The sequence below is a fragment of the Dactylosporangium sp. NPDC005555 genome, from assembly GCF_040605635.1.
Taxonomy (GTDB): Bacteria; Actinomycetota; Actinomycetes; order Mycobacteriales; family Micromonosporaceae; genus Dactylosporangium.
This window is the reverse complement of record NZ_JBEXDG010000017.1, coordinates 64,890-86,712: the sequence shown is the minus strand read 5'-3', so window position 1 is coordinate 86,712 and position 21,823 is coordinate 64,890. Positions and strand designations below refer to the sequence as shown.

Below are 21,823 nucleotides of genomic sequence, written 5' to 3'. Positions count from 1 at the left end.
TGGGGCGGCGCGTCGCCAGCTCGTCGGCGGAGAGGCGGACCGTGGCCTGCTCACCGGCCGGCGGTTGCTGCGAGGCGAGGCGGTGGGTGGCGAGCTCGTCGGCGGTCAGGTCGACGGTGACCTGCTCATCGGTCGGCGATGCCTGCGGCGTGACGGCGGACGGGGCGCCGGCCGGGAGCGGCGCGGCGGCTGCGGCGGCGGGCACGACGGGCACCTGGCCGGTGTCCTCCTCGTCGTCCTCGAAGGACGGGACGGTCTGGGGGACGACGCGGTGGGTGGTGGCGAGGACCGCGGCGACGATCAGGCCCGCGGTGCCGGCGATGCCGAGGGCGCCGCCCGCGTACGCGGCGAAGAGCCGGCGGCGGCTCAGCTCGTCGACCGCGACGTCGAGGGCCTGGCTCGTCAGGTAGAGGGCGAGGGCGGCGCCGGCGAGCAGACCCAGGGAGATGAGGGTGAGGAAGACGGTGGCGTACGTGCTGGGCGGGCCGTACTCGACGCCGCCGTGACGGCGCTGGACGAGGATGATGAAGACGCTCGCCGCGGCGGCCCAGGCGCCGACGATGAGCAGGGCGGCGACGGCGTCGCTGGGGCGGTGCCAGCCGGCGGAGAGGGTGGCGACGCCGGCGAGGGCGGCGAAGGCCGCGGCGACGATCGCGCCGGTCGCGCGGACCTTCGCCGGCAGGACCAGGACGAACGCGACGGCGACCGAGGCGGCGATCGTGGTGTGGCCGCTGGGGAGGCTGTTGCCGACGCCGGCGCGTTCCAGGTCGACGCCGAGGTCGGGGCGGTCGATGAGGGCCTTGAAGAGCTGGGTCGTCACGTTGGCGCCGCCGATGAGCAGGACCGCGCCGACGGCGAGGGCGACGCGGCGGCGGATGAGGGCGATGAACCCCACGACGACCGTGGCGACGGTCAGCGACAGCACGGAGATGCCGTTGAGGACCCGGTCGACGATCGTCTCGACGCGGGCGCGGCCGATGCTGTTGCCGGTGATGGCGACGTAGTCCAGCAGCTGGCCGTGCTCGGTCTGCACGAAGAACTGCCAGACGCGGGTGGCGCCGTAGGCCTCCGCGGCGCCGAGGATCAGCAGCCACACCAGCAGCCCGAACGGCCATCCACGCATGGCGAGCAACATAGCCGATCGACGGAAGAACCAAACGTCGGCCGGGAGGGTGACCGGTGCAGTCGCGCCATCCCGGCAGCCTCCGGATGCGTGGACGCGCGCCGATCGGGGTACATGGGTCGTTGCTGTCCACGAGGTGGAGGAGGCGGGATGATCACCAGGATGCGACCGGCCGGGGTGCTGGTCGGCTATGCGGTCCAGGCCGTCGACGGCCTGGTCGGCACGATCGACCGTGGCACGTACGACCGTGGCCGCCTCGTCGTGATGGCCGTGACGGGCGAGCCGGTGACCCTGCCGGTCGACGCCGTCCAGCGCATCGACCACCCGGGCCGGACCGTCTACCTCGGCGTGCCCCGAGCCTCCGTGAAGGCCTGACCAGGCGCGCTCGCTGCCGTCAGGCACAGCCACCCGCGCACCCGCTCCCGTCAGAGCACAGCCACCCGCCGCCCGCTCCCGTCAGAGCACAGCCACCCGCCGCCCGCTCCCGTCAGGGCACAGCGACCCGCGCGCTCGTTCCCGTCAGGGCACAGCCACCCGCCGCCCGCTCCCGGCAAGGCACAGCCACCCGAGGGCGGGACCGCGGAAGCGCGCTACGCGCCCAGCAGGAGCGCGGCCGTGGCGAGGGCGGTGCCGGCGACGGCGACGGCGGCGCCGCTGAGCAGGAACCGCACCGGCGGCACCGGCACGTCGGCGGCCCGGCAGCGCTCCCACCACAGCAGCGTGGCCAGCGACGCCCACGGCGCCGCGAGGGGACCGACGTTGACGCCGATGAGCAGGGCGAGCAGCTGGGTGCGCTGACCGGGCCCGATGCCGCCCTCGCCGGCGATGTACGCCGGAAGGTTGTTGACCAGGTTCGCCAGGCCCATCCCGGTCGCGGCGGCCCGGAACGCGCCCGCGGTGCCGCCGCCGGAGCCGATGAGCGTGGCCGCGAACCGGTCCAGGCCGTGCGCGCCGAGGGTCTCCACGACGAGGAACATCCCGGTCACGAACACCAGCAGCCGCCACGGCAGCAGCCCGGGGCGCAGCGCCGCCCGGTCCCGCCACGCGAACGCCCCGACGACGACGAGTGCGGCGGCCCCGGACGCCAGCCACAGCGGCACCTCCAGGAGCACACCCGCCACGAACACCAGGCATGCGCCGAGGGCCACCCGGAACAGCAGGAGGTCCCGGGGGCGGTGCGCCGGCGGCGGCGTGAACCGTCGGGCCGTGCCGCGCCAGTACGCCAGCCACAACGCGACGGCGGTGACCCCGATCGCGGCCAGTTGCGGCAGCCACATCCGCCCGGCGAACCCGACGGGCCCCAGGCCGACGTGTCCCGCGGCGAGGAGGTTCGTCAGGTTGGAGACGGGCAGCAGCAGGCTCGCGGTGTTCGCCAGCCACACGGTCGTCACCGCCAGGGGCAGCGGGGGCAGGCCGAGGCGCCGGGCCAGGGCCAGCATCACCGGGGTGAGCAGCACCGCGGTCGTGTCGAGGTTGAGCGTGACGGTCGTGAGTGCCGCGAAGCCCACGCACACCGCGAACAGGGCCACGGTCCGCCCGCGGGCGAGCGTGGCGAGCCGGTCGGCGAGGACGTCGAAGACCTCGGCCCGCGCGGTCAGCTCCGCGAGGATGATGACCGCGCCGAGGAACGCCAGCAGCGGCGCGATCCGGCGGACCGTCGCCTCCGCCTCGCCCACCGGCAGCAGTCCGGCCGCGACGGCGGCGGCCCCGGCGGCGAACAATCCGATCCCGACCCAGTCGAGCACATGCAGACGCCTCATCGCGGGTGATCTTCGCACTGAGCGGGGCGGACCGCACGGCAGGGCCGCCGCTCAAGCGCGCGGGTGCGCCGCTCAAGCGCGCGCGGGTGCGCCGCTCAAGCGCGTCGTGCCCCGGAGTCCTCGGTGTCGGGTTCGGTGAGCGACGCGTTCGTCCAGCGCAGCGCTGCCAGCATGTGGCCGGCGAGGTCCGGGACGACGGCGACGGGCGCGTCCCGCTGATACGTGCGGACCTCCGTCAGCACGGCACCGAGCTCCCCCCGGCCGTGCACGACGGCCTCGCTGACGTCCTCGGTGAGCGGCAGCTGGTCGGTGAGCTCGCCGGCGGGCCGGCCGAGCAGGTCGCCGAGCGCCGACAGCAGCCCGACGGTGAACGCCGCCGGGCCCGGGGCGCCGCGCCGCTCCGCGACGGTCTGGCACATGCGGGCCCGCACGACCGCGTCGGTGAGCTGCGCCTCGTCGCCGTCGGCGAGGTCCGCGACCATCATCAGCGTCGCCCACTGCCGCACCTGCGGGATGCCGAGCATCACCACGGCCTGGAAGATCGAGGAGACCGGCTGCGGCAGGCCGTTGGAGGCGGCGTTGACGCCGCGCAGGACGCGGACGGCGAGCGCCGGGTCGCGTTCGATGGTGTCGACGGCCCGGTCGAGGTCGACCTCGTCGGCGGCGAGCTCGGCGAGCAACCGCATGCGGGCCACCCGCGACGGGCTCAGCGTGTGCGTGGTGATGAGGTGCGGCCGGCTGAGCACGTGCCCCTGGAACAGCTGGAACTGCAGCCTGCGGGCCATTTCCAGCAGTTCCTGCGTCTCGACGCGCTGGGCGACGAGCCGGATCCGGGGGAAGCGGCGGCACTGCCCGGCCACGGCGTTGATCGCCGCCCGGTCGCCGGCCAGCATGTTGACCTTCACGTAGTGCGCGTACGGCAGCAGCCGGGCCCTGGACGTGTCGCCGGCGAAGTCGTCGACGGCGACGCGGTGGCCCTGCTCGACGAGCCGCCCGACGCCGTCGAGGACCTCGTCGTCGACGGCGACGTCCGCCATCAGCTCCAGCCCCACCGACCCGGGCGGGAACGGCAGCGGCAGCTCCCCCACGATGAACTCGCGGGTCAGGTTGATGAAACAGCGCCGGTCGCCGACGAGCTCGGCGATGCCGAACGCGGTGAACGCCTCCACGATGACCCTGCTGGTCGCGGCGCTGTCTCGGGCGGTGGCGTGCATCGCCTCCGGGCCGTCGCGGAACAGCAGCTCGTAGGCGGCGACGTGGCCGTGCTTGTCGTAGAGCGCCTGCCGGCCGATGTGTACGGGTCGCGTGCTGTCCACGGCCACCTATCGGCAGTCCGGGCGGCCGGTTGCGCGTTTTCCGGCGTCGCGCCGGTCTCCCACCGCGCGCCTCACGGCAGCCCGGGGCGGTCCCCCGGCGCTCACGGCGCCGCGAGGCGGACTCCCGGCGCTCACGGCAGCGGTGGCGGGCTCCCGCCGCTCACGGCAGCGCGGTGGCGGGCTCCCGGCGCTCACGGCGTCGCGGGGCGGGCTCTCGGCGGGATGATGTGGCCGGTGTACGCCACGGCGTCGAGATACGCCCGTGCCGTCTCCTCCACGGGAAGGGGCGCGGCGAGCAGCATGGGCAGGTCGGACGCCTCGTACGCGGCGACGAGCGACAGCAGTTCACCGAGCGGCCCCGCGCCCTCGACGAGCGCCCCGGTGACCTCGTGGCTGAGCGAGAGCCGCGTCGCGAGACCGGCCGCGCCCTGCCCGAGCAGTTCCGCGACGGCGGAGACGAGACCGACGGTGAAGGCGGGCTCCGGTGGCACGCCCATCCGCTCGGCGATGTTCTGGCACATGCGGGCCCGGGTGATCGCGCCGGACAGCTGCGACGCGCCGGGGTCGTCGAGGTCGCTGACCAGCATCAGGGTGGCCCAGTCGCGGAGCCGGTCGACGCCGAGCAGCAGCACCGCCTCGTGGACGGACGACACCTTCACGGGCAGGCCGAGCGCGTCGGCGTTCGCGGCCGCCATGAGCCGCAGGCTGAGCGCCGGGTCGCTGGTGACCAGGCCGACGACCCGGTTGAGCGGGATGCTCGGGCCGACGAGGAGGCTGAGCAGCTCGACCCGGGCAAGCCGGGACGGCGACAGGGCGGCGGTGGACACGACCTGGGGGCGGCCCAGCACGTACCCCTGGAAGAGGTCGAACCCGAGCGCCCTGGTGTGCTCCAGCTGTTCGGCCGTTTCCAGGCGTTCCGCGATGAGGGTGAGGCCGGGGTACCTGCGGCAGCGTTCGACGGTGGCGACGAGCTCGTCCGGCGGCGTCTCCAGCACGTCGATCTTCACGTAGGCGGCGAGTTCGAGCAGCGGCTCGTGGCCGAGGCCGAACACGTAGTCGTCCAGGGCGATCCGGTACCCCTGCGCGACGAGTCTCCCGACGGCGGCGACCACCACGTCGTCGATCGTGACGGTCTCGAGGATCTCCAGGACGACCTGCTCGTGGTCGAACGGCAGCGGCAGGTCGCCGACGAGGAACTCGCGGGTCAGGTTGACGAAGCACAGCCCGCGCCCGCACAGGTGCTCGATCCCGATCTCGGTGAAGGCGGTGATGAGCACTCGGCTGGTGGCGTACGCGCCGCGCTCGTCGGCCTCCACCGCCCCGGCGTCGCCTCGGAAGAGCAACTCGTAGCCGTGGACGTCGCCGTGCCGGTCGAAGATCGGCTGACGTCCGACGTGCACTGCGCCGGAAGGGGGGAACATACCGCACACATCGACTCCGGCGGCGCGACAATGACCCCTTTGCCGCGGAAATGTTCCCGCGCCTCAGGCGGCGCCGGCCATCGCGTGGATCTTCCAGCCGTGGTCGGGGAAGCCGGCCGCGTCGGCGACGTGCGCGCTGGCGGTGTTGGCCGGGTCGTGCAGGTAGACGGCGACGGCGCCACCGTCGACGATGCGCCGGGCCGCCCGCGCGACCAGCCGCCTGGCCAGACCCTGTCCGCGGGCGCGTTCGTCGGTGCCGACGGAGATCTCGGCACCGGAGGCGTCGTGCGGCTTCAGCCCGACACCGGCGAGATAGGCGCCGTCCGGGTCGCGGGCGACGAGCACCTCACCCGGGAAGGGGCGCAGCCAGCCGGGGATGCCGGGGCCGTCGGACGGCTCCCACTCCCCCACCTCCGGCAGCGCCGCCGGGGTCCGCGACCAGCGGAACACCCCGGTGAAGCACACCTGCTCCGGGCGCCCCAGCAGCCGCGGCAGCCTTGCTGCGAGGACGTCGGCCACCTCGCCGGGGGCGAGGCCGTCCACCAGGCCGGCGACCGCGTCGCGGTGCGCGGGCGGCACCGACAGCACCCCGCGCCCGTCCGCGTCGGTGACGCCGAGCGCGAGCTGCTCGGCGCCGTCCCAGCGGGGCCTGTCCCGGGCCGGATGCCCGACCACGGTGATCCCCCGCGCCGGGGGCGGGGGCCACGCACCGAGCCAGACCTGCAGGAACCTCGTCAGCACCAGCGCCTCCGCGGAAAAGACCGAGAGCCACATCCTAGGCTCTCGATCTTTCTTCCAAGGCCCCTCCAAGGCCCTGCAAGGCCCTGCACGGCCCTGTCAGCCGACGGTGAGGACCTCCCGCTGGGGCACCGCCGCGACCCCGGCGGCGAAGTTGCCCTGGACCTGCGCCGCCTCGGCCGAGCTCGGGTTGGCGTTCGTGCACGACACCGGCGCGCTGCTGCCCGACATCAGGTCGGAGCACAGCCCGGTCCGGCGGTCCGGCAGGCCCAGGATGTGGCCGAACTCGTGCGTCGCGATCCGCAGCGGGTAGTAGCCGTCGACGACGGCCTCGCGACCCATGTACCAGCGGCCGTTGCCGAGGCCCGTCGAATACGTTCTGGGCCAGCCGTTGTCGGCGTAGACCCTGATGTTGGGCGTCCGGCCGGCGGTGACGGGCACCAGCCTGACGTTGCTGACCCGGCCGTTCCAGACGGTGGCCGCCTGGTTGACCACGGCCACGAACTCCTGCGCCTGGCTCGCGTCGTAGTAGAGGGTACGGGTGGCCGCGTGCGCGGGCACCGCGCCGACCAACTGCACGCCGACCAGCGCCGCAATGGCGAGCAGCACGGTGGCGAATCTGCGTCTGACCATGGACCCGAGGTTAGCGGTTCATTGCCATTCGTCGATATATACCAGTCGGCTCATACCGGGGACACAGCAGGGCCGGCCGCACCCCGGGCAGCGGTCAGACGCGGACCCTGGCGCTCGACGGGTCGTACATCGGCCGCAGCGACGCACGGATCGGATACTCGCGATCCGCGACCACCACCGTCAGCGCCCCGCCGTCCAGCCAGGCCTGGTCGAGGACGTCGCCGCCCGCGTCGAGGAACGCGAGGCCGACGGCGCCGCCGAGGGTGTGGCCGTAGGACGCGGCGCGGACGTAGCCGACGTCGCGGCCGTCGCGGCGGACGACCTCGCCGTGGAAGAGCAGCGCCGCCGGGTCGGTCACCAGGATCTGCACCAGGCGCCGGGTCGGGGGTCCCGCGTCGCGCAGGGCGAGGACCGCGTCGCGGCCGATGAACGACGGCTTGTCGAACGCGACCGCGAACCCGAGGCCCGCCGACAGCGGGTCGTCGGTGTTGTCGATGTCGTGGCCGTAGTCGCGGTACGCCTTCTCCAGCCGCAGGCTGGCGAGGGCCTTGAGGCCGGCGTGCCCGGCACCGCCCGCCGCCACGAGCCGGTCGTACACGTGGACCGCCTGCTCGGTGGGGATGTAGAGCTCGTAGCCGAGCTCGCCGACGTACGTGATGCGCAGGCACAGCACGCGGGCGTAGCCGATCTCGATCTCGCGCGCGCCGCGGAAGGGCATCGTCACGTCGGTGTCGCTCACGGCCTGCAGCAGCTCGCGGGACCGCGGGCCCTGGAGGTTGAGCTGGGCCCACCCGGAGGTGACGTCGGTGACGGCGGCGCCGTGCCCTTCGGTGTGCCGCCGCAGGCGGGCCAGGACGTGCCGGTGCGCGGTGTCGGACGCGACGACCCAGAACCGGTCCTCGTCCAGCTCGGTGACGGTGAGGTCGGCCTCGATGGTGCCGCGCTCGTTGAGCCACTGCGTGTAGGTGACGAGGCCGCTGCCGGTGACCCGGTTCGCCGACAGCCGCTCCAGGACGGCGCCGGCGTCGCGGCCCTGCACGAGGAACTTCGCCATGAACGACATGTCCATGACCGCGACATCCTCGCGGACCGCGCGGTGCTCGGCCGCCCACTGCGGGAACCATTCCGGCCGGGCCCACGACGGCTCGGGGTCGCTCGTGACGCCGTACACGTCGGGCATCTCCCAGCCGGAGACGTCGCGCAGGTACGGGTCGTGCCGCGCCAGGCGGTCGTGCAGCGGGGACCGGCGGGCGCCGCGGGCCGAGCGCATCGCCTTGTTCGGGTAGTGGGTCTGGTAGACCATGCCGAGCGCCTCGACGGTGCGTTCCGAGCGGTACCGCAGGTTGCGCTGGTAGGGCTGCAGCCGGTCGATGTGCATGCCGGTCACGTCGACGTCGGGCTCGCCGGTGGCGATCCAGTGCGCGAGGGCCCGGCCGATGCCGCCGCCGGTGAGGATGCCGATCGAGTTGAGCCCGGCGGCGACGAAGTACCCCCGCAGCTCCGGCGACTCACCGAAGATCGGCGCCAGGTCGGGGGTGAAGCTCTCCGGGCCGCAGAAGAACGTCCGGACGCCGGCGGTCGCGGTGACCGGGATGCGGTCCATCGCCGCCTCCAGGTAGGGCGCCATCCGGTCCCAGTCCGGCGGCAGCGTGCCGAACGAGAAGTCGTCCGGCACCCGCTCGACGCTCCACGGCGCCGCCTGTCCCTCGAAGAGGCCGATCATGAGCCCGCCGCCCTCCTCGCGGAAGTACCCGTAGGCGCCGGGGTCCTCCAGCACGGGCAGCCCGGCGTGGACCCCGTCGATCGGCTCGGTGATCAGGTAGTAGTGCTCGGCGGCCTGGAGGGGGACGCTGACCCCGGCCTCCTCGCCGAGCTGCCGGGCCCACATGCCGGCGCAGTTGACCACGACCTCGGCCTCGACGTCGCCGTACGGCGTGCGCACCCCGGTCACGGTGCCGCGGTGCTTCAGGACGCCGGTGACCGGGACCTGCTCGAGGATCCGGGCGCCGCGCTGCCGGGCGCCCTTCGCCAGGGACATGGTGACGTCGACCGGGTTGGCGCGGCCGTCCTCGGCGACGTAGAAGCCCGCGAGGACGTCGTCGACCCGCGCCAGGGGGAACAGGTCGAGGACCTCCTTCGGGGAGATCTCGTGGACGTCGACGCCGACGTGCCGGTTGAACGCGGCGACCCGCCGGTACTCCTCCAGGCGGCCCGGGTCGGCGGCGAGCTCGATGAACCCGCACTGCCGCAGGCCGGTGGACAGGCCCGTCTCCGCCTCCAGGGACGCGTACAGGTCGCGGGTGTACTGCCGCATCCGCGTCGACGTCTCCGACAGCGACCCGAACGTCACCATCAGCCCGGCCGCGTGCCAGGTGGTGCCGGCGGTCAGCCGGTCCCGCTCCAGCAGCAGCACGTCGGTGACGCCCTGCTTCGCCAGGTGATAGGCGACCGACGTGCCGATCACCCCACCGCCGATCACGACGACTCGGGCCCGCTGTGGAAGTTGCATCCTGAGAGACTATTCGCCATGACTGTCGTCGTGATCGGGGCGGGCGTGGCCGGGCTGGCCTGCGCCCGGGTGCTGCACGACGCCGGCGTCGCGGTGCGGGTCCTGGAGCGGGCCGCGGCGCCCGGCGGCCGGCTCGGCGGCGACGTCGTCGACGGCCGGCCCGTCGACCTGGGCGCCGCCTACTTCACCGCGTCGGACCCCGGCTTCGCGGCCGTCGTCGAGGGGTGGCACGCCGCCGGCCTGGTGCACCCCTGGTCCGGGGATTTCCGGGTGTACGGGCCCGCTCCCGCCGGACGGACACAGCCGGTGCGATGGGCCGCGCCCGGCGGGCTGGCCGCTCTGGCCGCCGAACTCGCGGCGGGGCTGGACGTCACCTGTGGAGTGGCTGTCAAAGACCTGACAGTTTTCGATGGCCCGGTCGTCCTGGCGATGCCGGCACCACAGGCGGCCGAGGTGCTGCCCGCCGCAGCCGGGCTCGCCGCCGCCCAGGACTGGCAGCCGTCCCTGGCCGTCGCGCTGCGCTACGGCCGCCAGGACTGGAAGCCGCTGACCGGCGCTTTCGTCAACGATCACCCCGTGCTCACCACGCTGTGCGACGACGGGTCGCGGCGCGGCGACGGCGCCCCGGTGCTGGTGGCGCACACCACACCCGCGTTCGCCATCGAATCGGCCGCCGGCGACGTTGAGGCCGCCGTGAGGGAACTGCTGGATCTGCCCCGGGCCGCGGTCGCCGTGGCTGTCCGGCGCTGGCCGCACGCCCGCCCCTCCCGGCCCTCCGACTCAGCGTTTGCGCAGGTGGAGGGCGTGTATCTGGCAGGCGACGGATTCGGGCGGCCCAGGGTCGAGGCGGCGTGGCTATCCGGCCGTTCGGTTGCTCGCGCAATGCTCGATTACCAGAATCCGAAAACTCCACGAACGGCCAGCCGGGCGAGGTAGCCTCGTGGGCGCCAACGCTGTTGATATGTCCACAGTGGACCGATTCGGTCCCCGTGCCATTCATTCATGTCGGTCGGGGAACACATCCGAGGCCGGCGGCGTTCGTTACACAACCACAGTCACCAAGAGAGGGTGAACGCCATGGCCATCAGCACCGACTACGACGCGCCACGCCACCCCGTCGGCACCGACCTCGCCGAGGACAGCCTCGAGGAGCTCACCGCCAGGCGGGCAAATGCCCAGTCGCCGTCCGTCGACGTCGACGAGAGCGACACCGGTTTCGAGCTGCCCGGGGCGGAGCTGCCCGACGAGGAGCTCACCGTTCCGGTGGTCCCGATGCGGCTGGACGAGTTCCGCTGCTCCAGCTGCTTCCTCGTGCACCACCGCAGTCAGCTCTCCCGCGAGAAGAACGGCGCTCCGGTCTGCCGCGAGTGCGACTGACCCGGGAGCTGCCGGAAGGGCGTGACAGCTACCGGTGGGGTCCCTGACCGTTTCAGGGGCGGCGGGCCGGCACCCGGGCACGGGTCAGGTCCTCCGCCACCACGACCTCACCATCGAACGCGTTCGCCGCCTCCTCGTGAAACCGCGCCGGGTCGTCGTAACGCTGCGAGAAATGGGTGAGCACGAGGGTGCGCACCCCGCACTCGGCCGCGACCCGGGCCGCCTGACCAGCCGTCAGGTGCCCGTGCGCCGCGGCCAGACCGGCGTCGGCGTCAAGGTAGGTGGACTCGATCACGAGCATGTCGGCGCCGTCGGCCAGGGCGTACACGCCGTCGCACAGCCGCGTGTCCATCACGAACGCGAACCGCTGGCCGGGACGCGGCACGCTGACCTCCTCGACGGTCACCGCCCGGCCGTCGACCGTGACGGTGCCGTCCCGCCGCAGCGCGCCGACCGCGGGGCCCGTGACACCGTGCTGGTCGAGCTTCTCCGGGAGCATCCGCCGGCCGTCGGCTTCGGTCAGCCGATAGCCGTACGTGTCGATGCCGTGGTCGAGAGCTCTCGCCTCCAGCTCCCACTTCGGACTTTTCGCGATAAGTCCGCCTTTGTCGACAGGCGCGGGGTGAATGTCCGCGACGTCGTAGAAAACGGACGCGTGGCGCAGCCGGTCGAAGAACTCCTGCCCGCTCGCCGGGTAGTGCGCGGTGACCCGGTGCGGCGCGCTGTCGAGGGAGATCCGCTGGATGATCCCCGGCAGGCCCAGGCAGTGGTCGCCGTGGAAGTGCGTGACACAGATCCGCGTGATGTCGGTCGCCGACACCCCCGCGTGCGACATCTGCCGCTGGGTGCCGTCACCCGGATCGAAGAGGATGCCCTCGTCGTCCCACCGCAGGAAATACCCGTTGTGGTTCCGCGTCCTGGTCGGCACCTGGCTACTGGTGCCCAGCACCACGAGCTCCCGCACCTGCACTCCTCTGCGGCAAGGCCGTAAGAACAGTGGGGGTTCCCACCCACACCCCCATGCGACGCTGCGCGCCGCACTCGAACCCTTCCGGGGACCCTACAGTTACGCCATGGTCGATGACTCCTCATTTGCGCTCGTGCTCGGTGGCGGCGGCATCACCGGCGTCGCCTGGGAGATCGGCATCCTCACCGGCCTCGCTGCCTCTGGCGTCGACCTGACCCGCGCGGCCCTGGTCGTCGGGACCTCCGCCGGGTCGGTCGTCGCCGCGCAGATCACCAGCGGCATGCCGCTCCCCCAGCTCTACGAACGCCAGCTCGCACCCGCCACGGGTGAGATCGCCTCGAAGTTCGGGGTCGGGACGATGCTCCGGTACGCGGCGGCCGGCCTGCGACCCGGCGACGACCGGCAGGCGTTGCGCAAGCTGGGGCACGCCGCGCTGACCGCGGACACCGTCCCCGAGCAGGCCCGCCGCGACGTCATCGCCGGGCGCCTGCCCAGCCACGACTGGCCCGCCTCGCCCCGCCTGCTGATCACCGCCGTCGACGCCGAGACCGGGGAGGAGGTCGCCTTCGACCGCGGCAGCGGCGTCGACCTGGTCTCCGCCGTCACCGCCAGCTGCGCCGTGCCGATCGTCTGGCCGGTCGTCACCATCGACGGCCGGCGGTACATGGACGGCGGCTCGCGCTCCGCCGCCAACGCCCACCTCGCGAAGGGCTACGACCGGGTGATCGTCCTCGCCCCCACGACGGCCTCGCTGCGCCGGTCCGGCCGGGTCGCCGCCGAGCTCGCCGCCCTCGGCGCGCACGTCCGCTCGGCCGTCGTCTCCCCCGACGCCGAGGCGAGGACCGCGATCGGCCGCAACGTCCTCGACCCGGCCCGCCGCGCCCCCGCCGCCGAGACCGGCCGCCGCCAGTCCGCGACCGCCGTGGAAGCGGTCACCGCCGTGCTGGCCCCCTGAGATCCCGCCGGGTGGTCAGCCGGCCGGGGCGGTGGGGGCGGTGCCGCAGATGAAGCGGGGCTCCGGGTCGTAGCGCCAGGCGAAGCGTTCGCGGCGGATCTCCTTGCCGTCCTGCTTGAAGACGCGGAAGGCCTCCTGGGCGAACCCTGGCAGCCCGTCGGTCGGATTGCAGTCGGGCTCGCGCAGGTACGTCGTCGTCGGCTGGACCGTCTTCGTCCGCGGCCCGTACTCCAGGGCGATGTCGTAGCGTTTCGTGCCGTACAGGGTGACGGTGATCGACGTGTCGGTGGTGGCGGTGTCGATGAGCACCCCCGTCGGCGAGTCGTTGCGGAAGCGCAGGTCCAGCGACGGGTACACCACGGTCGCCTCGATCACCGACGGGTAGCGGTCGAACCAGTAGGTGTGCGGCCGGTGCTCGACATCCTGGAGGCCTGCGTAGAAGACGGCGTTGAACAGGGTCGTCGCGACCTGGGAGACGCCACCGCCCGGCGAGTTCTTGATCTTCCCGTCCTCGATGCCGGGGGCGTCGACGTAGCCCTTCGCGTGGGTGCGCTGGCCGACGTGGCCGTTGAGGGAGAACGTCTGCTCCGGCAGGACGACGGCGCCGCGCAGCGCCTCCGCCATGGTGCGGATGTTGACGACGCGGGGCTGCCCGGCGACGAACTTCGTGGTGAAGGACGACAGCTGCTCCTTCACGCCGAGGCCGCCCAGCCGCGTCGCGGACACCGCGGCCGGTTTGGCGGTGAGCCCGACGTCGACCCGGCGCGGTGTCGCCGACGTGCGCAGCGCCGCCAGGATCGCCGGGGTGGCGCCGGCGAGGTCGGCCTGCTGCCCGTCGACCTGCGGCCGGACGACGGGGCGGCCCTGCTCGACGGTGAACGTCGCGTCGGTCGCCGCGACCTCCATCTTGCCGAACGCCGGCACCGCCTTGCGGAGCGCGTCGGTGTCCAGGGACGGCTGGACGAGGCCGTCGGCGTCGGACTCCAGCTTCAGCGCCGCCGCGATCGCCGTCGCCGGGACCGTGACCTCGCCGCGGGGTGTGACGACGACGAGGGGCGCGGCGACGGCGGGCGTCGCGAGTTCGGCGACGAGCCGGTCGACGTCGGCCTTCGTGCTGCGCGGCACGAGGTCCACGACCGGGAACTCGACGGTGCCCTCGCGCAGCCAGCCCGCCTCCATGACCGCGGCGACCTCGCGCCGGTCGATGCCGCGGCCGCTCACCGGGTACACGGCCAGGGGGCGCTGCCTGTCGAACCGGACCGCGGGCAGCACCGGAGCGTCGCCCTGGGTGCCGAGGTGCGCCATCAGCGCCTCGTACAGGCGGGTCGCATCGGCGCGGACGACCGGCTCGACGCTGATCCCGCCGTGCAGCCAGGCGAACGGCCCGGGAGTCGCCGCGACGGCGCGCGCGACGGTCCCCTCGACGTCGAGCACCAGGCCGACCGCGCCCGGGTCGACGGTGGCGGCGGAGGCACCGACGCGGACCGGGACCGCGGCGGTGACGCGCTCACGGAGGGTGTCGCGCAGCAGCCGCACCGCCTCGCCGCGGGAGTGCCCGCCGAGGTCGACACCGAGGACGTGCACGCCCCGGTCGACGTCCTTGGCGTACGTGCTGACCGCCGTCACCACCGGCACCGCGACCAGCAGCGTCAGGGTCGCGGTGAGCCGCCGCCGGCGGCGGGCCCGCGCGCGCCGCACGATCGGCGGCACGACGCGGCGCTCCTGCGGCGGGTTGGGGGCCAGCCGGCGCAGCCGGGACAGCAGGTCCGTTGCCATACACCAACAATGCCCGATTTGTACTGTCTGTCTGACTCGATCGGCCCCGATGTCCCCCAACGTGTCACTGTGATGGCGCCGCGTGCCGCGGTTATGCCGTTCTCGGCCCGGCGGGGCCCTTCCCGGGCCACCGGAAGCGACACTGATGGCCCTCGCTGGCAGGATGTACGGGGTGCGGCAGTTCCGGATGTTGGCCATGCGTGTGCGCTCGCCCGAGGCGAGCGCCGCCCTGGCCCATGCCGCCCGCCGCCTCGACCTGCCGGTCGCCCAGCTCCCCGGCGACCCGGCCGAGGTCACCGGCCTGCGCTCCGCCGACGGCGTCGCCTGGCGCGCGGCCGGTGGCTACCTGACCACGCTCATCGCCGGCGGGGTCGACATCCGCCTCTTCGGCGCCAACCCGAGCTGGTTCGCCGGTCTCCCCCGCGACGTCACCGGCCGCGACGTCAGCCTCGTCAGCGTCGGCGAGGCCCCCGACCTGGTCGGCCCGCGCCCGGCCGTGGCGAAGCTCGCCGACGAGAAGCACCCGGCGTTCTCCGCCGCGTGGGTCCGCGACGCCGACGACCTGCGCAACCGGCTGCGCACCGCCCGGCTGCCCGCCGACAGCACGCTGATCATCATGGACCACTGGCTGGACCTCGCCTCGGAATACCGCGTCTTCACGATCGGCCGGGAGCCGGTCGCGTGGTCGCCGTACGTCGTGGAGGGCGAGGAGTGGAGCCCGACGCTGCGCCACCACCGCGCGTCCTGGCACGACGAGGCCGCCACGTTCGTGTCCCTGATGCTCGCCGCCCTCCCCGACGACGACGTCCCGCCGACCGCGGTCATCGATGTCGGCCGCACCGAGTCCGGCGAGTTCGCGGTCCTCGAGGTCAACAACGTGTGGAGCTCCGGCCTGTACAGCTGCGACCCCGACGGCGTCCTGCGCGCCGTCCTCGCCGCCAACGACCCCGACTGCGCCCCCCGCTGGCGCTGGCAGCCCGCCCCCGCCCTCGGCGCCTGACCGGTGGTCGATCTCGCGGGGCGGCTGAAGGTCGGGTTCCACTGGCGGGGCGGGCCCGACGTCTCCTACGCGGACGTGACCGAGTGGTGGCGGGACCCGGTGGTGCTGCGGGACCTGCCGGCGGCCCTGGCCGCCCTCGTGCCGGGGGCGCCGACGCTGGTGGCAGGCCCGGTGTCGCGGGGCAGCCTCGTCGGGGTGCTCGTCGCCGCGCACCTCGGGGTCGGGCTGGTCGAGGTGCGCAAGAACGACCGCGTCGCGCTCGGCACGGATCCGGCCTACCTGCGTCGGGCGCTGCCCGGTTCGTACCATGACGGCGGCGGGATCATGAGCTTCCGGCGCGGACTCGTCAGGCCCGGCGACCGCGTGGTGTGCGTGGACGACTGGATCGAGCAGGGGGTGCAGGCCGCGGCCACCCGCGAGATGGTCCTCGAGGCGGGGGCGGAGTTCCTCGGCACCGTGTGCGTCGTCGACGACCTTTCCGACGTCGGGATGCGCGAGCTGCTCGGCGTGCGGGCGCTGCTGCGGGCGGAGGAGCTGTGAAACCGGGTGACGCGTCCGGGACACTGGGATCATGACGCCGGACAACGTGCTGCTCGCCGGGATCGTCGGGTCGACCGCCTACGGGCTGGCCGGGCCCGGGTCCGACATCGACCGCCTGGGCGTGTTCGCGGCGCCGACCGTCGCGTTCCACGGGCTGCGGCAGCCGGCCGCGTCGCGGGTCACCTCGCACCCCGACGTGACGTTCCACGAGGCGCGCAAGTACGCGTCGCTGGCCCTCGGCGGGAACCCGACGGTGTCGGAGCTCATGTGGCTGCCGCGGGAGCTGTACGAGACGCGCACGCCCCTCGGCGACGAGCTCGTCGCGATCCGCGCCTCGTTCCTGTCGGCGAAGCGGATCCGGGACGCGTACCTCGGCTACGCCACCCAGCAGTTCCGGAAGCTGGAGTCCCGCGGCGACGGCTCGTTCTCCTCCGAGACCCGGCACCGCACCGCCAAGCACGCCCGGCACCTCCTGCGGCTGTGCTGGCAGGGATACACCGCCTACACCACCGGCGAGATCGTCATCAGGCTCGACGACCCGCAGCGCTTCCTCGACTTCGGCGAGCGGGTCGCCGGCGGCGACATCGAGTCGGCCCGCGCGATGCTGGCCGGCTATGAGGCGAAGTTCGACGCGACACCGGGCGTGCTGCCCGCCGAGCCGGACGAGCGGGTCGCCGAGGACTGGCTGCTGCGTGTCCGCGCCGCCTTCCTGCCTACCTGAACGCCTACCTGAACGCCCTGCGGTAGGCGGCCGGGGTGGTGTCGAGGGCGGCCCGGAAGCGGCGGCGGAGATTGACGGCGGAGGACAGCCCGACGCGGGCCGCGATCGTCTCCACGGGCAGGTCGGTCTCCTCCAGCAGGGCCCGGGTGCTGGCGATCCGCCGGTCGAGGAGCCACCGGCCGGGTGAGATGCCGAGCTGCTCGTGGAAGTGCCGGTTGAGGGTCCTCGGCGACAGCCCCGACCGCGCCGCCAGGTCCGGCAGGGTCAGCGGCCGGTCGAGGTGCGCGGCGATCCAGTCCAGCAGCGGCGCCAGGGAGTCGGGGACCGGGCCGGTGGTCGGCAGCGCCGGAAACTGCCGCTGGTGGCCCTCCCGCTGCGGGGCCGCGGCGAACTGCCGCCCGATGCGCATGGCGAGCGCCGCACCGTGCTCGCGGCGGACCTGGTTGAGGCACAGGTCGACGGTCGTCGCGGTGGCACCGGCGGTGGCGACGTCGCCGTGGTCGACGTAGAGGACGGTGGCGTCGGCGCGGACCTTCGGGTAGTGCCGGCTCAGCTCGCCGGTCGCCTCCCAGTGCGCGGCGGCGGTCCGCCCGTCGAGCAGGCCGAGGCGGGCCGGGACGTGGATACCGGAGCAGATCGCGACGATCCGGGCGCCGCGGCCGTGCGCGGCGAGGACCGCGTCGCCGAGCTCGGCGGACAGGTCCGGGCCGGGGCACCACCCGGCGACGAGGACCGTGTCGGCGGCGGCCAGGGCCTCCAGTCCGGCGGGCACGACGACGTCGACGCCCATCGTGGTGCGGATCGGGCCGGGCCGCTCGGCGCAGAGCCGGAAGTCGTAGTGGCGCGGGATGTCGGGGCCGTGGTCGCCGAACACCGCGGACGCGCACGTCACCGGATACATCTCCTGGTCCGGGCCGAGGAGGGCGACGACGCGGTTGGGCCCTTCGAGCATGGCACGAATGTACCCAATGATGTCGCCACGGGCGCCTGTGCGGGGACCCGGCCACGGCCAGAATTGCGATCATGGACAGTACCGCGGTCATCACCCGCGCGTCGGTGACCGGCCCCGTACCCCGGCTGTGGACCAGGGATTTCTCGTTCTACTTCGCGGCCAGGGTGGTGTCGCTGCTGGGCGACGCGATGATGCCGGTCGCCGCCGCGCTCGCCGTCGGGGCGATCTACGGGGTGTCCGGGGTCGGGTACGTTCTTGCCGTCTGGACCGCCCCGTTCGTGCTGTTCGTGGTGTTCGGTGGCGTCTTCTCCGACCGGGTCGGCGCGCGGACGATGATGATCGGCGCCGACGTGGTGCGGACCCTCACGCAGGGCGCGGTCGCCGTCGCGTTCTTCGCCGGTACCCCACCGCTGTGGCTGCTGCTGACCGCTTCGGCGCTCGCCGGGGTGGCGGCGGCGATGTTCCAGCCGGGCGTCAACGGGATGGTCCCGCTCGTCGCGAAGGACCCGCAGCGGGCCAACGGCACCCTCAAGATCGCCGACGCGGCGACGCAGCTCGGCGGGCCCGTCCTCGCGGGTGTGCTGATGACGCTGACCGGGGCGGGCGCGGTGTACGCGGTCGACGCCGCCACCTTCCTGCTCAGCGGCGGGTGCCTGATCCTGGTCGGCCGGGCACCCGCCGTGGCGCGCGCCGCGTCCGGCGTCCTGGCCGACCTGCGGCGAGGCTGGACGGAGTTCCGGTCCCGCAGCTGGATGTGGTCGGTGATCCTCGTCTGGGTGTTCTTCGGCCTGTTCGTCTTCGGCCCGTACATCCCGCTCGGCTCCCGCCTCATCGGCGAGCGGCTCGGCGACGCCGCGTACGGCTGGACGATGGCGGCCCTCGGCTGCGGCACCGTCCTCGGCGGGCTCGTCGCCATCCGCTTCCGCCCCGCCCGGCCCCTGGCGGCGGGCGGGGTCGCGCTGATCGGCTTCGCCGCCGTCCCGCTGTCGGTGGCGCTGGAGCCAGCCCTCGGCGTCCTCGTCGCGGGTCACGTCCTCGGCGGCTTCTCCTGGGCGTTCTGGTCGGTGATGTGGTCCACCAGTGTGCAGACCCTGGTCGCGCCGGACGTCCTGAACCGGGTCACCGCCTACGAGGTCGCCGGCTCCGTCTCCGGCGTCGCGGTCGGCCAGGCCCTGGTCGGCCCGGCCGCGTCCGTCGTCGCCCCCCGCGACCTGCTGCTGCTGTCCACGGCCGTCACGATCGCCGTCTGCGCCGCGGTCCTGCTCATCCCCCCTGTCCGGCGCCTCCGCCGGGCCGCCGCGTAGCCGCCACAGCGGGAACGCGGCGGCGCGGGAGCCGTCATCGTGTCCGGTGCGTTACCGGGCCCGCGCGAACCCCTTCGGCGCCGTCGGGATCCGGACCGTGGCCGCCGGAGGAGCACCTTCGGCGCGCAGCAGGGTGGACTCGTCGTAGCGGTCGGAGTCCTCGTGCCAGCGGACGATGCCCGACATCCAGTCCTGCAGCTGCCGCACGTACGTGTCGATGCCGGCCCGCGCGGCGGCCGGCAGGCGCAGGTGCTCGTACAGGGCGGGCAGCTCGACGGCGACGATCCGCTCGAACTGCCGCATCCGCGCCGTCATCAGGTCCCGGACGACCAGAGCGGCCTGCTCGCGGGAGATGTCGAGGAAGTGCTCCACGACGAGCACCATGTTGTGCAGCTCGCCCTCGAACTCGATCTCCTTCTGGTAGGAGAACAGGTCGTTGACGAAGCACGCGTAGTCGCTCGCCGCGGCCTCCAGGTTCTGGACCGGGCGGGTCTCGTACACCTCCGCCGGGACCTGCCGGCCGGTCCTGAACCGGCTCAGGCTCATGGTCAGGTCCGAGCCGAACGTCCGCCGCCGCATCTCGATGTAGTCGACGGGGTCCGGGATGCGCCGCTCGTGCTGGTTCTGCAGCTCCCACACCCAGCTGTCGAGCATCACGTCGACCGTCTCGCGGAACTGGGCCCGGTGCCCGGCCCCCATCGGCGCGACCGTCCGGGGCCACAGGTCCGCCAGGCCCCGTTCGAGGGGATTGCGCGGTACACCGGCGGAAACCAGATCCAGGGGCATGAACGTCTTCAGTCGCGCCACCGTCGCCCGGGCGCCGCCGAGGTCGCCGGTGGGGCCGTAGAGCTGCGGGAACCAGTCGTCGCCGTAGGTGCCCCAGCTGAGCCACTGGGTGCCGAGCGCCAGCTCGTCCTCGGTGCCGTCGGGGTTGAGCGCGCCGGCGCAGACCGCGAAGTCGTAGCCGGTGAGCATCCGCTCCGTCCACACCGACGGCGCCTTGACCGCGGGCGTGGCGGGGCGCGGCACGACGTCGAAGAAGCCCATCGCCCGGGACCAGTCGACGACGCCGCGGCGCGCGGACTCCAGATGCGGGTTCTGCCGTGACCGGTACGGCATGTACAGGTCGGGGACCTGCAGCGGGCCGACCTTCCGGAAGGGACTGAGGTCGTAGTGCCGCACCCGCACGCTGCTGGACAGCGACCGGAGCCGGGCCGCGGCCGTGCCGATCCCCATCGGGCCGCCGAGCGTGAACCGGCCGGCCGGGCGGACCTCGCTGTTCATGTACCGGCTGGAGCGCATGTGCCACTCGTGGCCGCCGGCCTGCCAGTCCTGCAGGCCCTGCGCGTACCTGAGGACCCGCAGCCGCTCGGCGGGGTCGAGGCCGTGCTCGGTGAAGAGCGGATCCAGCTCGGTCAGCACGGCGTGCTCGAACTGCTGCAGGCGCGACGTCAGGATCTCGTTGGTCTTCTCGGCGGCCTGCTGCGGCCCGTAGCCGAGGAAGCGTTCCAGGACCAGCACGCAGTTGGCCAGCTCGCCCTCCCGCTGGGTCTCCCGTTCGTAGGAGAAGAGGTCGTTGCGCAGGTGCACGCCGTCGGCGAACGTGTCCTTCAGGACGCGCAGCGGGCGGCTGTGCGCGACGCGCGCCGGGATCTCCGCGGCGGTGGCGTATTCGACGAGGTTCGCCGACCAGGGCGCGCCGCCGACCTTGCGCCGCATCTCGATGTACTCGATGGGGTTGGAGACGCGGCCGGCGTTGATGTTCGCCAGCTCCCACAGCGACTCCTCCAGCAGCGCGCGGGTGCTGTGCACGAAGCGGGCCCGCCAGTCCGCGGACATCGCGGGCACGGTGCGCTCCCAGAGCTCCTTGAGACCCTTCTCCACCGGGTTCGTGGGCTCCTCGGTGACCGCGCCGTGCGGCGGCATGAACATGCGCAGCCGCTCCAGGTAGGTCTCGGCGCCGCGCGTGTCCTGGGTGCGCTTGAACACGTCGAGGAAGTGGTCGTCGAAGAAGAACACCCAGACGTACCAGTCGGTGACCAGGTCCAGGGCCTGCGCGGACGCCTCCGGGTGCGTGTACGCGCACAGCAGTGCGTAGTCGTGGTCGTCCAGGTCGTGGCTGTCCCAGATGCCGGAGCCCTCCAGCATGCCCATGTCGCGCGCCCACGCCTTGGTGTGCGTGCGGGCACCCTCCAGGTTCGGGTTCAGGCGGGCCGGGTACGGCTGGTAGAAATCGGGAAGGGTGAACGGCTGCTGAGTCACTGTTCTTCCTAACGTGCTGTGCCGTCGTCGACGACATCGGTGAACACGTCGACGGTGACGCTCTCGCCGCACTGGAACGGGAACTCCAGCTCGTAGACGGCGAACAGCATCAGCGCCGACATGGCGGCGAGCAGGGCGATGCGGACGTACTGCCCGGTCAGCTCCCGCATCGTGGCGCTCTCGGCGGCGGGCAGCGTGTCGGCGTAGTGGTTGAGGTCGACGACGGCGCGGGCCTCGGCGCGGCCGCTGTCCTGCGCGACGTCCCCGGCCTCCCAGACACTGACGATCACGAAGGTCATGAGGATGGCGTACAGGACACCGATGATCGCGAATGCGATCCCGGCCACGTCGTTGTTCTCCTGCCGGTCCTCGACCGGCACGAACCGTTGCACCGCAAGGCCTGCGGCGATCGCGACGGCCACGGCGACCCGCCGTGACGATCAGGCCGCCGATCAGGATCTCACCGTTC

General features: G+C 73.3%; 19 protein-coding genes and 1 pseudogene. 8 read left to right on the top strand and 12 right to left on the bottom strand.

Features of this window, described 5'->3' with window-relative positions; all coding sequences use genetic code 11:
- Nucleotides 1–256: 256 nt before the first annotated feature.
- Nucleotides 257–1,123, bottom strand: a pseudogene (locus tag ABZS58_RS20980) (phosphatase PAP2 family protein); the annotation flags it as partial.
- A 150-nt stretch (nucleotides 1,124–1,273) separates the two neighbouring features.
- Here ABZS58_RS20980 and ABZS58_RS20975 point away from each other — a divergent pair.
- Nucleotides 1,274–1,498, top strand: a complete 225-nt coding sequence (locus ABZS58_RS20975) for a hypothetical protein (protein ID WP_354783819.1) — start codon at nucleotides 1,274–1,276, stop codon at nucleotides 1,496–1,498.
- Between the two features lie 215 nt (nucleotides 1,499–1,713).
- Here ABZS58_RS20975 and ABZS58_RS20970 read toward each other — a convergent pair whose 3' ends face one another.
- The 6 genes from ABZS58_RS20970 to ABZS58_RS20945 all read right to left on the bottom strand — a co-directional run bounded on the left by ABZS58_RS20970 (nucleotide 1,714) and on the right by ABZS58_RS20945 (nucleotide 9,500).
- Nucleotides 1,714–2,883, bottom strand: a complete 1,170-nt coding sequence (locus tag ABZS58_RS20970) for an SLC13 family permease (RefSeq protein ID WP_354783817.1) — start codon at nucleotides 2,881–2,883, stop codon at nucleotides 1,714–1,716.
- 95 nt (nucleotides 2,884–2,978) lie between these two features.
- Entirely contained in the window at nucleotides 2,979–4,199 is a 1,221-nt protein-coding gene (locus ABZS58_RS20965; protein ID WP_354783815.1) for an HDOD domain-containing protein, read from the bottom strand.
- 191 nt (nucleotides 4,200–4,390) lie between these two features.
- Nucleotides 4,391–5,620 carry an HDOD domain-containing protein gene (locus ABZS58_RS20960; RefSeq protein WP_354783813.1) on the bottom strand — a complete coding sequence of 410 codons (1,230 nt, stop codon included), beginning with the start codon at nucleotides 5,618–5,620 and terminating at the stop codon, nucleotides 4,391–4,393.
- Nucleotides 5,621–5,683: 63 nt separating this feature from the next.
- A complete protein-coding gene (locus ABZS58_RS20955) occupies nucleotides 5,684–6,361 on the bottom strand; it encodes a GNAT family N-acetyltransferase (protein WP_354783811.1) in 678 nt (225 codons plus the stop codon).
- Nucleotides 6,362–6,457: 96 nt separating this feature from the next.
- On the bottom strand, nucleotides 6,458–6,991 hold the full coding sequence (locus tag ABZS58_RS20950) for a snapalysin family zinc-dependent metalloprotease (protein ID WP_354783810.1): 534 nt from the start codon (nucleotides 6,989–6,991) through the stop codon (nucleotides 6,458–6,460).
- A gap of 94 nt (nucleotides 6,992–7,085) precedes the next feature.
- The gene (locus ABZS58_RS20945) at nucleotides 7,086–9,500 is read right to left on the bottom strand and encodes an FAD-dependent oxidoreductase (RefSeq protein WP_354783808.1); all 2,415 of its coding nucleotides are present in this window, start codon (nucleotides 9,498–9,500) and stop codon (nucleotides 7,086–7,088) included.
- Nucleotides 9,501–9,518: 18 nt separating this feature from the next.
- Here ABZS58_RS20945 and ABZS58_RS20940 point away from each other — a divergent pair, with 18 nt between their 5' ends.
- Together ABZS58_RS20940 and ABZS58_RS20935 are read left to right on the top strand one after the other, a co-directional pair.
- Nucleotides 9,519–10,436 carry an FAD-dependent oxidoreductase gene (locus ABZS58_RS20940; protein ID WP_354783806.1) on the top strand — a complete coding sequence of 306 codons (918 nt, stop codon included), beginning with the start codon at nucleotides 9,519–9,521 and terminating at the stop codon, nucleotides 10,434–10,436.
- Nucleotides 10,437–10,583: 147 nt separating this feature from the next.
- Entirely contained in the window at nucleotides 10,584–10,877 is a 294-nt protein-coding gene (locus ABZS58_RS20935) for a DUF4193 domain-containing protein (protein WP_354783977.1), read from the top strand.
- 52 nt (nucleotides 10,878–10,929) lie between these two features.
- On the opposite strand, the gene ABZS58_RS20930 is transcribed toward ABZS58_RS20935, so the two are convergent.
- Complete coding sequence (locus tag ABZS58_RS20930; RefSeq protein WP_354783804.1) at nucleotides 10,930–11,847, bottom strand: ribonuclease Z; 918 nt, start codon at nucleotides 11,845–11,847, stop codon at nucleotides 10,930–10,932.
- Nucleotides 11,848–11,950: 103 nt separating this feature from the next.
- Between ABZS58_RS20930 and ABZS58_RS20925 the strand changes: the two genes are divergently transcribed.
- Complete coding sequence (locus ABZS58_RS20925) at nucleotides 11,951–12,799, top strand: patatin-like phospholipase family protein (RefSeq protein ID WP_354783802.1); 849 nt, start codon at nucleotides 11,951–11,953, stop codon at nucleotides 12,797–12,799.
- A gap of 15 nt (nucleotides 12,800–12,814) precedes the next feature.
- On the opposite strand, the gene ABZS58_RS20920 is transcribed toward ABZS58_RS20925, so the two are convergent.
- Nucleotides 12,815–14,575 carry a VanW family protein gene (locus ABZS58_RS20920; protein ID WP_354783800.1) on the bottom strand — a complete coding sequence of 587 codons (1,761 nt, stop codon included), beginning with the start codon at nucleotides 14,573–14,575 and terminating at the stop codon, nucleotides 12,815–12,817.
- A 196-nt stretch (nucleotides 14,576–14,771) separates the two neighbouring features.
- Here ABZS58_RS20920 and ABZS58_RS20915 point away from each other — a divergent pair, with 196 nt between their 5' ends.
- Genes ABZS58_RS20915 through ABZS58_RS20905 form a run of 3 tightly spaced genes read left to right on the top strand, consistent with a single transcriptional unit; the run spans nucleotide 14,772 to nucleotide 16,836 of the window.
- Nucleotides 14,772–15,575, top strand: coding sequence for an ATP-grasp domain-containing protein (locus ABZS58_RS20915; RefSeq protein WP_354783798.1), 804 nt, complete (start codon nucleotides 14,772–14,774; stop codon nucleotides 15,573–15,575).
- Nucleotides 15,576–15,578: 3 nt separating this feature from the next.
- Nucleotides 15,579–16,115, top strand: coding sequence for an adenine phosphoribosyltransferase (locus ABZS58_RS20910; protein WP_354783796.1), 537 nt, complete (start codon nucleotides 15,579–15,581; stop codon nucleotides 16,113–16,115).
- 31 nt (nucleotides 16,116–16,146) lie between these two features.
- A complete protein-coding gene (locus ABZS58_RS20905) occupies nucleotides 16,147–16,836 on the top strand; it encodes a nucleotidyltransferase domain-containing protein (RefSeq protein ID WP_354783794.1) in 690 nt (229 codons plus the stop codon).
- Between the two features lie 4 nt (nucleotides 16,837–16,840).
- Here ABZS58_RS20905 and ABZS58_RS20900 read toward each other — a convergent pair whose 3' ends face one another.
- Nucleotides 16,841–17,788 carry a helix-turn-helix domain-containing protein gene (locus ABZS58_RS20900; RefSeq protein WP_354783792.1) on the bottom strand — a complete coding sequence of 316 codons (948 nt, stop codon included), beginning with the start codon at nucleotides 17,786–17,788 and terminating at the stop codon, nucleotides 16,841–16,843.
- Nucleotides 17,789–17,859: 71 nt separating this feature from the next.
- Between ABZS58_RS20900 and ABZS58_RS20895 the strand changes: the two genes are divergently transcribed.
- Entirely contained in the window at nucleotides 17,860–19,092 is a 1,233-nt protein-coding gene (locus ABZS58_RS20895; protein WP_354783790.1) for an MFS transporter, read from the top strand.
- A 51-nt stretch (nucleotides 19,093–19,143) separates the two neighbouring features.
- Here ABZS58_RS20895 and ABZS58_RS20890 read toward each other — a convergent pair whose 3' ends face one another.
- Entirely contained in the window at nucleotides 19,144–21,354 is a 2,211-nt protein-coding gene (locus tag ABZS58_RS20890) for a germacradienol/geosmin synthase (RefSeq protein WP_354783788.1), read from the bottom strand.
- 8 nt (nucleotides 21,355–21,362) lie between these two features.
- The gene (locus tag ABZS58_RS20885) at nucleotides 21,363–21,776 is read right to left on the bottom strand and encodes a hypothetical protein (protein ID WP_354783786.1); all 414 of its coding nucleotides are present in this window, start codon (nucleotides 21,774–21,776) and stop codon (nucleotides 21,363–21,365) included.
- Nucleotides 21,777–21,823: the final 47 nt, after the last annotated feature.

What these genes read in the sequence shown, in the direction of transcription:
- ABZS58_RS20895 (WP_354783790.1), top strand. Translation starts at nt 17,860, where the DNA reads ATGGACAGTACCGCGGTCATCACCCGCGCGTCGGTGACCGGCCCCGTA.
- ABZS58_RS20960 (WP_354783813.1), bottom strand. Translation starts at nt 5,620, where the DNA reads ATGTTCCCCCCTTCCGGCGCAGTGCACGTCGGACGTCAGCCGATCTTC.
- ABZS58_RS20925 (WP_354783802.1), top strand. Translation starts at nt 11,951, where the DNA reads ATGGTCGATGACTCCTCATTTGCGCTCGTGCTCGGTGGCGGCGGCATC.
- ABZS58_RS20900 (WP_354783792.1), bottom strand. Translation starts at nt 17,788, where the DNA reads ATGCTCGAAGGGCCCAACCGCGTCGTCGCCCTCCTCGGCCCGGACCAG.
- ABZS58_RS20905 (WP_354783794.1), top strand. Translation starts at nt 16,147, where the DNA reads ATGACGCCGGACAACGTGCTGCTCGCCGGGATCGTCGGGTCGACCGCC.
- ABZS58_RS20950 (WP_354783810.1), bottom strand. Translation starts at nt 6,991, where the DNA reads ATGGTCAGACGCAGATTCGCCACCGTGCTGCTCGCCATTGCGGCGCTG.
- ABZS58_RS20970 (WP_354783817.1), bottom strand. Translation starts at nt 2,883, where the DNA reads ATGAGGCGTCTGCATGTGCTCGACTGGGTCGGGATCGGATTGTTCGCC.
- ABZS58_RS20945 (WP_354783808.1), bottom strand. Translation starts at nt 9,500, where the DNA reads ATGCAACTTCCACAGCGGGCCCGAGTCGTCGTGATCGGCGGTGGGGTG.
- ABZS58_RS20920 (WP_354783800.1), bottom strand. Translation starts at nt 14,575, where the DNA reads ATGGCAACGGACCTGCTGTCCCGGCTGCGCCGGCTGGCCCCCAACCCG.
- ABZS58_RS20940 (WP_354783806.1), top strand. Translation starts at nt 9,519, where the DNA reads ATGACTGTCGTCGTGATCGGGGCGGGCGTGGCCGGGCTGGCCTGCGCC.
- ABZS58_RS20915 (WP_354783798.1), top strand. Translation starts at nt 14,772, where the DNA reads ATGCGTGTGCGCTCGCCCGAGGCGAGCGCCGCCCTGGCCCATGCCGCC.
- ABZS58_RS20975 (WP_354783819.1), top strand. Translation starts at nt 1,274, where the DNA reads ATGATCACCAGGATGCGACCGGCCGGGGTGCTGGTCGGCTATGCGGTC.